This window comes from Kribbella sp. NPDC050241, assembly GCF_044459685.1.
Classification (GTDB): domain Bacteria; phylum Actinomycetota; class Actinomycetes; order Propionibacteriales; family Kribbellaceae; genus Kribbella.
Genome location: NZ_JBITJE010000001.1, coordinates 1,315,939 through 1,328,995, shown reverse-complemented (window position 1 = coordinate 1,328,995; position 13,057 = coordinate 1,315,939). Strand labels below are relative to the sequence as shown.

The 13,057-nt window shown below is 69.1% G+C and carries 11 protein-coding genes; 5 read left to right on the top strand and 6 right to left on the bottom strand.

The features are described 5' to 3' along the window. Positions 1-158 precede the first annotated feature (158 nt). Entirely contained in the window at positions 159-572 is a 414-nt protein-coding gene (locus ACIBG5_RS06270) for a hypothetical protein (RefSeq protein ID WP_396390426.1), read from the top strand. A gap of 317 nt (positions 573-889) precedes the next feature. Here ACIBG5_RS06270 and ACIBG5_RS06265 read toward each other — a convergent pair whose 3' ends face one another. Then, complete coding sequence (locus tag ACIBG5_RS06265) at positions 890-1,273, bottom strand: helix-turn-helix domain-containing protein (protein ID WP_360448800.1); 384 nt, start codon at positions 1,271-1,273, stop codon at positions 890-892. Between the two features lie 89 nt (positions 1,274-1,362). On the opposite strand from ACIBG5_RS06265, the gene ACIBG5_RS06260 reads away from it, so the two are divergent. Continuing rightward, positions 1,363-2,181, top strand: a complete 819-nt coding sequence (locus ACIBG5_RS06260; RefSeq protein ID WP_396390425.1) for an NAD(P)H-binding protein — start codon at positions 1,363-1,365, stop codon at positions 2,179-2,181. Here the strand turns inward: ACIBG5_RS06260 and ACIBG5_RS06255 are convergent. Continuing rightward, positions 2,174-2,734 carry a TetR/AcrR family transcriptional regulator gene (locus tag ACIBG5_RS06255; RefSeq protein WP_396390424.1) on the bottom strand — a complete coding sequence of 187 codons (561 nt, stop codon included), beginning with the start codon at positions 2,732-2,734 and terminating at the stop codon, positions 2,174-2,176. The genes ACIBG5_RS06260 and ACIBG5_RS06255 overlap by 8 nt on opposite strands. A gap of 95 nt (positions 2,735-2,829) precedes the next feature. On the opposite strand from ACIBG5_RS06255, the gene ACIBG5_RS06250 reads away from it, so the two are divergent. Continuing rightward, a complete protein-coding gene (locus tag ACIBG5_RS06250; protein ID WP_396390423.1) occupies positions 2,830-4,197 on the top strand; it encodes an MDR family MFS transporter in 1,368 nt (455 codons plus the stop codon). Here the strand turns inward: ACIBG5_RS06250 and ACIBG5_RS06245 are convergent. Beyond that, entirely contained in the window at positions 4,187-5,164 is a 978-nt protein-coding gene (locus ACIBG5_RS06245) for a zinc-binding alcohol dehydrogenase family protein (RefSeq protein ID WP_396390422.1), read from the bottom strand. The two genes, ACIBG5_RS06250 and ACIBG5_RS06245, sit on opposite strands and share 11 nt — an antisense overlap. 39 nt (positions 5,165-5,203) lie before the next feature. Beyond that, complete coding sequence (locus ACIBG5_RS06240; RefSeq protein WP_396390421.1) at positions 5,204-6,076, bottom strand: helix-turn-helix transcriptional regulator; 873 nt, start codon at positions 6,074-6,076, stop codon at positions 5,204-5,206. 131 nt (positions 6,077-6,207) lie between these two features. On the opposite strand from ACIBG5_RS06240, the gene ACIBG5_RS06235 reads away from it, so the two are divergent. Then, positions 6,208-10,026 (top strand): discoidin domain-containing protein, encoded by a 3,819-nt coding sequence (locus ACIBG5_RS06235; RefSeq protein WP_396390420.1) that lies wholly within the window; start codon positions 6,208-6,210, stop codon positions 10,024-10,026. Positions 10,027-10,125: 99 nt separating this feature from the next. Next, on the top strand, positions 10,126-11,121 hold the full coding sequence (locus ACIBG5_RS06230) for a Gfo/Idh/MocA family protein (RefSeq protein WP_396390419.1): 996 nt from the start codon (positions 10,126-10,128) through the stop codon (positions 11,119-11,121). A 74-nt stretch (positions 11,122-11,195) separates the two neighbouring features. Here the strand turns inward: ACIBG5_RS06230 and ACIBG5_RS06225 are convergent, their stop codons facing one another. Both ACIBG5_RS06225 and ACIBG5_RS06220 read right to left on the bottom strand, forming a co-directional pair. After that, the gene (locus ACIBG5_RS06225; RefSeq protein WP_396390418.1) at positions 11,196-11,753 is read right to left on the bottom strand and encodes a GNAT family N-acetyltransferase; all 558 of its coding nucleotides are present in this window, start codon (positions 11,751-11,753) and stop codon (positions 11,196-11,198) included. Next, complete coding sequence (locus tag ACIBG5_RS06220; RefSeq protein WP_396390417.1) at positions 11,750-13,030, bottom strand: ROK family transcriptional regulator; 1,281 nt, start codon at positions 13,028-13,030, stop codon at positions 11,750-11,752. Before ACIBG5_RS06220 ends, ACIBG5_RS06225 begins: the two co-directional genes overlap by 4 nt. Positions 13,031-13,057 lie beyond the last annotated feature (27 nt).

Sequence of the window (13,057 nt, the reverse complement as noted above, 5' to 3'; positions counted from 1 at the left end):
GACCCTGTTTGGCAGGGTCTTCGAGCTCTGCCATCATCTTCGGCATGTTCCTGCTGTGTTGTTGCTGTTGTCGCTGACGCGCGCCGTCTCCGGCGCACGAGGCCCTGCCCCTTTCCGTGGCCCGCCCGCCGACACCAGCACTCACAGGATCTTTCCCCATGAATCTCCCGGCTCTCGCCGACCTGCTCGCGTCCCGTGGCCTCCGGCTGCTGCCCGGCTCCCACGCCGTACCGGTCGAGCTGCTCGTTCAGTTGCCTGACGCAACGATCGCCAAGTTCACCGCACGCGGTACGACGCTCCGCCTGCGCCGCTTCTCCCCCGACGCGCTCACCGCGATCACGATCGCCGCCGAGTGCGGTTGCGGCGACCACCACCCGCAGTCCGGCCCGGCCCGCGTCACCCTGAGCAGGTACGCCGTACCGCTCGACGAGCACACCCTCGACGGCGAACTCCTCTTCGGCTGGCAACACCACGAAGCCGGCCTCCTCCGCCTACCCGACGCCGCCACCCACTTCTTCACCCTCCTGGCCCAACTGCAGACCCCCACCCGCGAACTGGTCGGCGTCGCCTGATCCTTTACCACCACCATCCGAGGGGATCTCCGGCCTCCTGTCTGATGGGTGGGTTGGTTTCGGCTGAGGTGGCGGCGTGCAGATGGACAGGAGGTGTCGGGCCGACAGGTAGTGCGGTTGAGCGCGCGTGCATCCTATGTACGGTGTATCGCAGGTGCACTACCTGTCGCTCTGCACACCGCTGGTCGATGACCCGCACATTGTCCTGGCCATCACCTTGCCGCCGCCCGGACCCGTCGACCCCCGGGCATTGCCGGGCCGAGGGAGCGGCGATCGGGCCGGCCGGGCCGCTGGGTCAGGAGGCGGCGCGGTGCGGGTCAAGGGCGGCGGTGGGCCGGCTCGTGGGTGTCGTAGTGCGTGCGAGCCTCCTCGACCTTCGCGAGGTTCGGGGACCATTCGGCGAGGGAGTGGAAGAGTGGGGCGAGGCTGCGGCCGAGGTCGGTGATCTCGTACTCGACCCGTGGCGGCACCTCCGGGTAGTACGTGCGCTGCACCAGCCCGTCGCGTTCGAGCTGACGGAGCCGCTGGGTGAGGACCTTCGGCGTGATCACCCCGATCCGCCGCTCGAGCTCGACGAACCGCTGACGCCCGTACTCGTTCAGCGTCCACAGGATCGGCGTCGTCCACCGGCTGAAGACCAGATCGACCACCGGCGCGATCGGACACGCCTGCACCGGCTCCACCTCTGTGCGCTCGCTCACAAATCCGCCTCCCGCCAATACTTTCCTCTAGGTACCTACTATTCCACGGCAAGTAGCGTCCTCGTCAGTCAACCGAACGAGGAGCGAACATGATCGTGATCACCGGAGCCACCGGCAACGTCGGCCGTCCGCTAGTCCAGGCGCTGGCCGCCGCGGGCGAAGAGGTGACGGCGGTGTCCCGGCGGACCGCCGAGGTGCCGGAGGGGGTTCGACACCACCGGGCCGATCTGACCCGACCGGAGACCCTCGAGCCCGCCCTGGACGGAGCCGAGGCGGTCTTCCTCCTGACCGGCGCCGAGTTCCTGGCCGGCGGGAACCTGAACGATGTCATGACTGTGGTCCGGGCTGCCGGTGTCGAGCGGGTCGTGCTCCTGTCCTCACAGGGCGTCGGCACCAAGCGGCACCCGTCCGACCACGAGGATGCGCTGACCCGGTCAGGTCTCGACTGGGTGATCCTGCGGCCCGGCAACTTCGATTCCAACGCGCTGCAGTGGGCGCCGGCGGTCCGGGCTCAGCGAGTGGTGGAGGCGCCGTTCGCAGAGGTCGCGCTGCCCGCGATCGATCCGGCCGATATCGCCGAGGTGGCAGCGATGGCGCTCACGGACGCGGCCCACGCGAGCAACACCTACACGCTCACCGGGCCGGCTCCGATCTCGCCGCGGCAGCAGGCTCACGAGATCGCGCTCGCGCTGAACGAGCCGGTGCGGTTCGTCGAGCTGACCCGCACGGAGGCCCGGGACCGGATGGTGCGCTTCATGCCCAGGCCGGTGGTCGACGCGACACTGGACGTCCTGGGTTCGCCGTCGGCTGACGAGCAGGAGGTCAGCCCGGACGTCGAGAAGGTGCTCGGCCGACCCGCACGGACCTTCGGGGACTGGGCCATCCGCAACGTCGAGGCCTTCAGGTAGCTCGCACAAGCGGCAGGAAGACGTCGTCGACCAGCGAGGTCAGCGTCGACGCGGCGACCGGCTCGCTGGTGAAGAGCATCTCGTGGCGCAGCAGATTGGTGGGCGCGGTGAGCACCCGGTCGGGAACGTCCGCGGTCGGGATCTCGCCGCGCGCCGCGGCCCGCCGCACGATGGTCGCCATCACGCCGGTCATCCGGCTGGAGACCTCCGGATCCAGATCCGGCGCCTCGGCGAGCAGCCCATGGACGATGTCAGGCCCGAGTGAGGCGAACCGGTCGGCCATCCGCTGCAGGACGGCGAGCACATCGTCGCGCAGGCTCCCGGTATCGGGGATGTCCTCGACGATCGAGCCGGTGCGATACCGCATCGCGGCGATCACCAACTCCGCGCGGTTCCTCCATCGCCGGTACAGCACCTGCTTACCGGTGTGCGCCCGCGCCGCGACCCTCTCCATCGTCAAACCTGCATAGCCGGACTCCAGCAACTCGTCCCACGCAGCGTCGAGCAGGACAGCCTCGAGTTCGGCACCCCGCCGGCGCTGCGTCTGCTCCACGGCTCGACTCCCAAACAAGAGACCTTGCGTCTCCTAACGACCCGAGTCTACTCTGAAACTCGTAAGAGACGAACCGTCTCTAAGGGGATCCTCAGATGACCACCACAACCACTCCCGACCGCCTGGATCGCGCGGTCCTGAAACTCGCCGGCGTCCTCGTGCTCGGCGCGCTCGCACCACTGCTCGACAGCACGATCGTCAACGTCGCGATCCACACCCTCGGCACCGAACTGCGCACGGGCGTGTCCACAGTCCAGTGGGTCAGTACGGCGTACCTGCTGGCGCTGGCGATCGCGATCCCGATCACCGGATGGTCGGCCAACCGGTTCGGCGCCAAGCGGATGTGGATCGTCGCGCTGGCTCTGTTCCTGGCCGGCTCGATGCTGTGCGGAGTCGCGTGGAACATCGAGTCGTTGATCGCGTTCCGGGTGATCCAGGGCCTCGGCGGCGGGCTGATGCTCCCGATCCTGCAGACTCTGCTGTTCCGCGCGGCGGGCCGCGAGCGGATGGGCCGCCTGATGGCCGTCGTCACCTTGCCCGCACTGATCGGACCGATCCTCGGCCCGGTGATCGGCGGCCTGATGATCGCCCACCTCGACTGGCGCTGGATCTTCTACGTCAACGTGCCGATCTGCCTCGCCGCGATCGCCCTCGCCGTCCGCGTACTGAAGCCGGACCCGCAACCGACGGCGGCCGCGCTCGACGTGACCGGGCTCCTGCTCGTCTCCCCCGCGCTCGCCGGCATCATCTACGGCCTCACCCAGGTCGGCACCCACGGCGGCTTCGGCCACGCCGATGTCCTGCTGCCGATCGGCATTGGCATCGTCCTCCTGATCGCCTTCGCGGTCCGGCGTACCGATGAGCCGCTCATCGACCTCGGCCTGTTCCGAACGCGATCATTCGCCGCATCGACCACCCTGCTCTTCCTGACCGGTTTCGCCCTGTACGGCGCGATGCTCCTGCTGCCGCTGTTCTACCAACAAGCCCGCGGCGAGAGCGTGGTCGCGGCCGGACTCCTGCTCGTGCCCCAGGGCATCGGCAGTCTCCTCGCCCGCACCGCCGGCGGCCTCACCGACCGGTTCGGCCCTCGACCGGTGGTGTTCGCGGGCATCCTCCTCACCGTCGCCGGGACGATCCCGTTCGCCTTCGCGGGTACGGCGTACTGGCTGCTGGCGGTCGCGCTTGTCGTGCGCGGCGCCGGACTGAGCGCCGTCAGCCTGTCAGTGATGGTCGGCGCCTTCCGCGATCTGGAGCCGCGGCAGATCCCGGACGGAAGCAGCACGACCCGGATCATGCAGCAGTTGGGTGGTGCCTTCGGTGCCGCGACGTTGGCCGTGGTCCTGCAGAGCAACCTCGTCGGGCACCCGACGTCGACCGCCTACGCGGCCAGCTTCTGGTGGGCCATCGCCTTCACCGCTGTCGCCGCGGTACCTGCCCTCTTCCTGCCGGCTGTCAGGCGGTGACCCGGAGCAGAAGCTTGCCGGTGGTGGCGCCGGACTCGATCCGCCGATGCGCGTCGGCGGCCTCTTGCAGGGAGAGGGTCTCGGTCCGGACCTCGAGTTGGCCGCGAGCGGCCGCTTCGACGGCCCGCCGCAACCCCGCGCCGGCCGCGGCCGGGGTGGCGGCGGCGAACGCGGCGAGGTTGAACCCGGACACCGTCTTGTTCGTGAACCACAGCTCGTTGGCCGATATGCCGACATCGTCGGCGCCGGACGCATTGCCCATCACGACCAGGCGTCCCATGGGCGTCAACCGATCCAGACTCGTCCGCCGGCTCGCACCGCCGACCATGTCGACGACGACGTCGAACTCCCCCGCGTCGGCCACGTGATCGCGCAGGATCACCTCGTCGTAGCCGAACGCCTTGGCGGCCGCGAGCTTCTCCGGCCGACCGACGGTCCCGACGATCCGACCGGCCCCGAGCAGACGGGCCGCCTGGCCGAGCTGGCTGCCCACACCACCAGCGGCGGCGTGCACCAGCACGCTCTCGCCCGGCTCGATCCGCGCCACCCGGTCAAGCACCAGGAACGCCGTCGTACTGTTCGACGGCAACGCGGCCGCCAGTTCCAGGCCGAGTCCATAGTCGTCCAGAGGTACGACGAGCTCGGCGGCGGTCGTGACGACCTCGGCGTACCCACCGCTGTCGACAATCGTCAGCGCCGCGACCGGCTGTCCGACCGAGAGGCCTTCGACACCGGGGCCGAGAGCCCGGATCCGGCCGGACACCTCGATGCCGGGCACGAACGGCAGCGGGACGTCCACGACGCCCTGCCGGTACAGGACCTCCGCGAAGTTGGCACCCGCGTAGGCGACGTCGATCGCCACCTGTCCGGCCGCCGGGACCGGGATCGGGACGGTGGCCAGGCGCAGTACGTCGGCTGGGCCGAAGGAGGGGATGGTGACTGCGGTCATCTGCGTGTTCTCGCTCATGGCAACGATCCTGCGAGCCGGGCGGACGAACAGGCAGTGTCAGTTCATGGTGGGTGTGTCACCACCAGGCTGCGATGCCATCAGCCGCTCGAGCCGCTCCTCGGTGTCGGTGCCCGGACGCGGGTTGTGCAGGATCAGGTGATGACCCGGGTGTTCGAGCACCGGGAACATCGTCGCGTCGAACACGAGCAGCCCCGCCTCGGGATGCGCCACGGCCTTCACCGCGTTGAGGTGCTCAGCCGCGTCGTGCCGCGCCCACAGTTCGGCGAACTCCGGGCTGACCGCCGCGAGGTCGGTTGCGATCCGGTCGAACTCCGGGTCGTCGGGATAGCGAGCCGCGTCGGCCCGGAAGCCGGCGGCTACGTCCGGCGCCGCCTCGTCCCAGTGCTCGTGCAGTCCGCGGAAGCGCGCGTTGGTGAAGTACGAGACGAGGCAGTTGTGGTCGGTCTCGCCGTACCCGAAGACTCGGCGGGCGACGTCGTTCACGGCGGTGAAGTTCCAGTGCCGGTCGCGGATGTAGGCGGGGCGTGGCGACCAGGCGTCGAGCAGCCGCCGCATCTCGGGCGAGGCGGGCACCGTCGGCGCTGCCTCCCGCTGTGGTGGGTTCAGCCCGGCCAGGCGGTAGAGATGGGCGCGTTCGACATCGTCCAGCAGCAGCACCCGAGCCACCGAGTCGAGGACTTCTTCGGAGACCTTGATGTCGCGGCCCTGCTCCAGCCAGGTGTACCAGGACACGCCGACCCCGGCGAGGACGGCGACCTCCTCGCGGCGCAGGCCCGGCGTACGGCGGTTCCCGGCCGCGGGCAGTCCGACCTGTGACGGGGTCAACCGTTCCCGGCGACTGCGCAGGTACTCACGGAGTTCGGTCTGCCGGCGGCTGCGCGCCGCGCCTCCACGCTGATCCGTCCCCACTCGCGCAACGCTACCGGAAGCCCCTTTCCGGAGCCGGATGCTGGGCTCTTGAATAAGTAACACGCTTGGTTTAACTTATCCGCGCAGCTGCTCTCGCGTGTACTTCCGGCCCGCCACCTGGAGGTTTCAGCATGTCCAGACGCCTGCTCGCGTGGGTCCTTCCCGCCGTGCTGCTCGCCAGCGTCATCGCCGTACCGGCGGCTCAGGCCGCCACCATGTATCCGAGCGGCGTCGGCGCCGACCTCGGACCGACCCCGACCACGCTCGGCGTGAAGCCCGCCGCCGGCGACGACCCCGCCGGGTTGCGTACCGGCACCGAGCAGGGCCGCACGTACTGGCAGACCGACCAGGCTGCCGGCACCGGCTACCTGGAGTTCGACGTCGACCGCGACTATGTCGACGAGATCGGCACCGACGACGTCCTGGTGACGGTGACCTATCTCGACAGCGGCTCCGGCACTCTCGAGCTCCAGTACGACGCCGCCACGAACCCGCAGGCCGACGCGACCGACGTCCAGCTGACCAACACGGGTCAGTGGCGGACCGGCACGTTCGAGCTCACCGGCATCGGCTTCACCGACCGCCTCGGCGACGCCGACGTCCGCCTGTTCGGCAGCTCCGACATCACCATCTCCAGCCTCCGGATCAGTACGGCGGGAGCCTCGGTCCAGCTCGGGGCGTCGCCGATCCAGTCCGGCATCAGCCCTCGCGCCGGCGACCGGCCGGAGAACCTGATCACCGGCGTGCAGGAGGGCCGCCCCTACTGGCAGACCGACCACTCCGCGCCGTCTCCGGGCACGAACTTCTTCTACATGAACGTCGCCGACACCTACCTGTACGACAACCAGAGCCTGGTGCTGATCAGCATCGACTACTTCGACGCGGGCAACGGGCAGTTCGGCCTGCATTACGACTCCCCCGGCGAGACGATCCCGGAGAAGTTCAAGAACTCCGAGTTGGTCCAGTACGGCGACACCAAGACCTGGAAGACGCACACGTTCGCGCTCCCCGACGCCGTGATGACGAACCGCTCGAACGGCGGCGACTTCCGCATCCACAACGGCGACGGCTCGGTCGACCTCAAGGTCGCAGCCGTCCGCGTCGCCAAGGTCGCGACCACTCTCGATGTCACCGAGGGCCTGCTCGACCTGATCGACGAGGCCGCCAGGATCGAGAAGGCTGCCCGCGAAGGCACCCGCGACGGTCAGTTCCCAGCCGGCAGCCGCACCACCTTCCGGGCGGCGATCGACGACGCCCGCGCGATCGCAGCCACTCCGGGTGTGACCGACGTGCAGGTGAAGGCAGCCCTGCAGACGCTGCAGGTGAAGCTGGACGCCTTCACCGCGTCCGCTGTCGACACCAACTTCGCAGCCAGTGGTATGGCGTCCGCCAGCGGAGGCACCGGTGCCACGAACGTCAACGACGGTAATCACGACACCGCCTGGACCAGCGGCCAGGGCGACTCGTGGCTCCAACTCGACCTGGGCAAGCCGCGATCGGTGAACGACGTACGGGTCGAATGGGCCGAGGCGTACTCCCCCGACTACACCGTCCAGGTCTCGAACGACGGCCGGACGTTCACCGCCGTCGGACGCATCGGGTCACCCGGCGGCAACCAGATCAGCCGGACCCGCTTCGCGACCACCACGGCCCGGTACGTCCGGGTCGCGATGACCGGCGCGGACTCGTTCACCGTCAAGGAGCTCCAGCTCCGGCTGAGCCCGGTCGTCACCCCGAAGCCGCGGCTCGTGCAGACGACCAACCCGACCGAGGACGGCGTGATCGCCGACTTCGACGCCACCCAGTACGGCGCCGACCGCTCCGGCCGAAGCGATTCGACCAAGGCGATCCAGCAGGCCATCTACGCGTGCCAGGACGCGGGCGGCGGGACCGTCTGGCTACCGGCCGGCAAGTACAAGGTCACCGACACCATCGAGGTGCACGCGTTCTGCACCCTCCGCGGAGACCACGCCGAGAAGCTCGGGACCGGGACGGTGATCGTCGCGGATCTTGCCTCCGGCAACGACGGGCCGAGCCTGTTCCGGATCGGCGGCAGCGCCGGCGTCCTCGGCGTCACCACGTACTACCCGAACCAGAACGCCGCCGACCCGGTCCCGTACAACTACACCTTCGAGATCCCCGGCGGCGCCTGGATCGGCAACGAGAACTACATGATGGCGACCGTCGCCGACGTCACCATGCTCAACTCGTACCGCGGTATCGGCATCAGCACGATGCCGAACGACCACGGCAACGCACCGAGCTCCGGCCAGGTGCACGAGTCCAGCACGATCCGCAACATCCGCGGCACCGCGCTCTTCGAGGGAGCCCGTGCGTACAACGGCGCCGACGTCGGCACCTGGGAGAACGTTGCGTTCAGCAACTCCTTCTGGGCGGACGCACCGGCCGCCTACCACCCGCCGGCGCGGACCGCACTCGACGCGTGGACGCGGGCCTACGGCACCGGTCTCGTCCTCGGCGACCTCGAGTGGGACCAGTTCCACCGGATCTCGATCACCGACTATCACGTCGGCATCCACGTGGTCGCCGGTCAGCGGGCCCAGTTCACCGGCAGCTTCCTCCAGCCGGACGTACGCCGTACCGACGTCGGCGTGCTGGTCGACGTGATGGACGACCGCTGGGGCATGACACTCGCGGCAGGCAGGATCGAGGGCATTGACCACGCGATCCAGAACAACTCGCGCGGCTATGTGAAGGTCACCGGGACCACGCTCACCGGCGCGGTCGACGGCATCGTCCACAGGATGTCCGGCACGGCGCCGACGTACTCGCAGGAACCACTGCCAAAACCGAAGCAGTCCCTGTACGTCGTCGACGCGCCGCACGGGGTCGGGTATCTGCCGGCCGCCGACGCGACAAACGCCGTACAGAAAGTGCTCGACCAGGCTGGGCGGAACGGCGGCGGCATCGTCTACCTGCCCGCCGGGTGGTACCGGATCAGCACACATCTCCAAGTCCCCGCGAAGGTCGAGTTGCGCGGCGCGTCCGCGGTACCGAACCGGGATCAGGGCGGCGCCAGCGGCGGGACCGTTCTGCAGGCCTTCGAGAAGGACACCGAGACTGCGCTGATCACGTTGCAGAACCGCGCGGGTGTGCGTGGGCTGCGGGTCTTCTACCCCGACAACAACCCCGGCAGGGCCGAAGGCGTCGTGCCCTACCCCTACGCGATCCGCGGTCACGCCGGCGGGAACTACGTGATCAACGCCGGCTTCCCGAACGCCTGGAACGGGATCGACCTCAGTGGTGACGACGTCGTCGTCCGCAAGGTCGCCGGGGCGTTCTTCGACCACGCGATCGCGATCGGCCCCGGCGACAACGGCCGGATCGAGGGCGTGCTGTCGAACGGGAACGCGGTCACCCGGGTCGGCTACCAGCGGCCGTACTGGATGAACGAGGGCAGCATCTTCGAACTCGTCATCGACAAGTACATGCGCAAGACCGCCAAGATCGTCACCGTCGACGGTGCCCGCGGCCTGACGCTGCTGAACGTGTTCGCGTACGGCTTCCACGACGGGCTCGTGGTGAACAGCGGCCAGGTGGACGCGTTCAACCTGGGCACCGACAACCTCGGCACCGACGGTCACACCGTCAAGGTGGTGAGCGGCGACGTCGAGGCCACCAACCTGGCCCGCTACAACGGCGCCACCCTGTCGGGGCCGGCCACGCTACGCAACGTGATGGTGATCAACGTCGTCCAGCGCAGCATCAAGGTCCAGGCCAGTGGTCCGGGCACCGCGGCGATCGCCGGAAACGAGTCCGAACCGGGCACCTACGAGGTCGGCGCGCAGGTCACAGTGACTGCGACGCCGACATCGGATAGCGTTTTCCAGAACTGGACCGTCGACGGCGCAGTGGTCTCGACCGACGCGTCGTACACCTTCACCGTCGCCACGGACCAGGTACTGACCGCGAATTTCCAGGCCAAGTAGGAGCGAGATGGCTGACGCACAACATCAGGTCGCGATCGTGGGCTGCGGCATCATCGGCCGCACCCACGCGGACACCATCGCGGCACGGCCCGACGCGACGTGACCGCCCTCGTCGACGTCGACGCCGGTGCCCGGGAGGCGCTGGCGGCCCGGCTGAAGGAGGCGGGCCAGCCGGAGCCCAAGGTGTACGACGACCTGCCCGCGGCACTCAGCGGATCGGAGGTCTCGCTGGTCGCGATCTGCACACCGAGCGGTACGCACGCCGACCTGGCCGAGCAGGCGCTGAACGACAAGAAGCATGTCGTGGTCGAGAAGCCGCTCGACGTCGACCCGGCCCGGGCCCGCCGCTTCGGCGCGGCGGCCGCCCGGGCGGCGAGCCAGGGTGTGGTCGTGTCGGTGATCAGCCAGCACCGCTTCGACGCCGGCAGCGTAGTGGTCAAGGAGGCGATCGACTCCGGCCGGTTCGGTCAGCTCACGTCCTGCGTCGCGACGGTTGCCTGGTGGCGCAGCGACGAGTACTACGCCTCCGCGGACTGGCGTGGGACGTGGGCCCAGGACGGTGGCGGCGCGCTGATGAACCAAGGTGTGCACACGGTCGACCTGATGCTGTGGTTCATGGGCCGGCCGGTGCAGATCCAGGCGCAGGCGGTGCGGTCGACGCACCACGGGATCGAGGTCGAGGACACCTTGGTCGCGACGTTGACCTTCGAGTCCGGTGCCGTCGGCACTCTGCACGCGACCACCGCGGCCTTCCCCGGTGGCCGCACACGGGTGTCGGTGCACGGCACCGAGGGTGGCGCCGAGGTGGAGGACGACCTGCTGCGGCGCCTCAACGTCGGCGGCGTCAAGGACGAGGCGCCCGTGGACGCCGGTCCGCCCGGCGGCCACGAGGCGCAGTACGACGACATCCTGACGGCGATCGCGGAGGGCGGGAAGCCCGGGCTCACGGTCCAGGACGGTATCGAGGCACTCGCCACGGTCCGCGCGGTCTACATCGCGTCGACCCTGCAACGGCCGGTCAAGTTCCTCGACGTCCTCGAAGGCCGCTACGACGACGTCGAGGTCTCCCGAGGCATCCGCCTCCCACCCAACTGACCGGCCGTCGATAGCGGGTTGTTTCACCGCTGGCGCGAAATCAACGCGTCAGCGGTGAAACAACCTGCCAGTGATCACGCTCCGGGCTCGCGGTCGTTGAGGATGCGCTGGTACAGGTTGGAGTCCTGCCAGGCGCCGTTGATGTGCAGGTACGTCGGGGCGAGGCCGATCTGGACGAAGCCGGTGCGCTCGAGGACCCGTTGTGACGCGACATTGCGCGTCATCGTGCTGGCCGCGATCCGGTGCATCTTCAGCTCGGTATCGGCGATCTCCGCGACCAGGTTGACTGCCCGCGTGGCGAGCCCACGACCGACCGCATCGAGGGCGAGCCAGTACCCGATGCTCGCGCTGCGGAACGGGCCGGGCACCACATCCTGCAAGGTGAAGCTTCCGACAACTCGGTCGTCCTCGAACAGCAGCCACGGCACGACCACGCCGTTCTTGTAGCGCTCGAGTGTCATCGTGAGCCGTTCCAGCTGACCTGCAGGGGTGAGCCAGTTCGCCGGACGCTTGGGCTCCCAGGGGCTGAGGTGGTCCCAGCTGCGCGCGTAGGCGTCAGCGAGGGCGGGAGCGTCGTCGAGGGAGGCGATCCGGAGTTCGACTTCCGGGGTGAGTTGGCGGGGTGAAATCACTTCGGCAGCCTACGTGCCTGACTGGATCCGCTGACCCGAGGGGTGAACGCGTCGTGGAAGATCGTCGACGCGGCGCCGACCGCGGCCGCGTCGGTCTGCAGCATCGACTCCTCCACCTCGACGGGACGGGTCTCCCGCGCGACCGGATGCGCGTTCACCGCGCGGCCGATCTCGGCCAGGAAGATCTCCGAGATCTCCTTGCCGAACGCCGGCCCGCCGAGCACGACCAGGTCGATGTCGAGCAGGTCGACCAGCCCGACCGCTCCCTGGCCGACCACCCGCGCGACCTGGGTGACCGCCTTCCGGGCCGCCTCGTCACCGTCGGCCGCCGCCTTGCAGACCGCCTTGTACCGCTTGGCCTCGTCGGTCGCGCTCGGGTCGGTCTCGACGTACCCGTACTCCGCCGCGATCACCGGCAGTGAGGCTGTCGGGTTGCACTCGGGCACCATCCGCGGCCCGTTCTCCGCGTCCCACTCCCCCATCCGCAGCGCCGCGATCTGGCCGAACTCCCCGGCGTTCGCCGTACCGCCGCGATAGATCGAGCCGTTCAGGATCAGGCCGCTGCCGACGCCGGTGCCGAGATAGAGGTAGGCGAAGTCGCGGGCCCTGGCCGAGCGGCCGATCCAGCGTTCACCGATGGCGGCCGCCGTACCGTCCTTCTCGACCAGGACCGGGTAGTTGAGCTTCTGTTGCAGCAACTGGCGGATCTTCAGCCCGCGCCAGGCCGGCTGCAGCGGCAGCGCGAGCAGCGAGCCGTCCGCGTCGATCGGCCCGGGTACGGCGACGCCTACGCCGAGCATCGAGTCGAGGTCGACCTGGCTGATGCTCAGCGCCGCGGTCACGGTCGCCGCGGTCAGATCGACCAGCCGGCCGGCGTCGAGATCATCGGCGAGGTCGACTGTCTCGCGCCGCACGATCGTGCCGTCGAGGTCGACCACCGCGACCGTGAGCAGCTCGGGATCGATGTGGATGCCGACAGCGTGGGCCGCGTTCGAGCGCATCCGGACCGGCGTCCGTGGCTTGCCGAGCCGTTCGGCGCGCTCCTGCGCCTCCTCCACCAGCAGTCCCTGCTGCAGCAGGATGCGCAGGATCCGCGACACCGACTGCTGGGTCAGTCCGGTCCGGCGGGAGATCTCGGTCCGGCTGATGGTGCCGGCCAGCCGGATCGTCTCGATGATCACGGCCTCGTTGAAGGAGCCCAGGTCGTACTGGTTCGCGCCAGCGCGCCGCAACTCCGTCAGCACCGCTTTCTCGCCTGATTGGTCGTCCGTGCTCATCGCCCACCTCCCCGTCTGTCCCGATTA

Coding starts and splice junctions, on each gene's coding strand:
- ACIBG5_RS06235 (WP_396390420.1), top strand. CDS start 6,208: ATGTCCAGACGCCTGCTCGCGTGGGTCCTTCCCGCCGTGCTGCTCGCC.
- ACIBG5_RS06270 (WP_396390426.1), top strand. CDS start 159: ATGAATCTCCCGGCTCTCGCCGACCTGCTCGCGTCCCGTGGCCTCCGG.
- ACIBG5_RS06220 (WP_396390417.1), bottom strand. CDS start 13,030: ATGAGCACGGACGACCAATCAGGCGAGAAAGCGGTGCTGACGGAGTTG.
- ACIBG5_RS06250 (WP_396390423.1), top strand. CDS start 2,830: ATGACCACCACAACCACTCCCGACCGCCTGGATCGCGCGGTCCTGAAA.
- ACIBG5_RS06260 (WP_396390425.1), top strand. CDS start 1,363: ATGATCGTGATCACCGGAGCCACCGGCAACGTCGGCCGTCCGCTAGTC.
- ACIBG5_RS06245 (WP_396390422.1), bottom strand. CDS start 5,164: ATGAGCGAGAACACGCAGATGACCGCAGTCACCATCCCCTCCTTCGGC.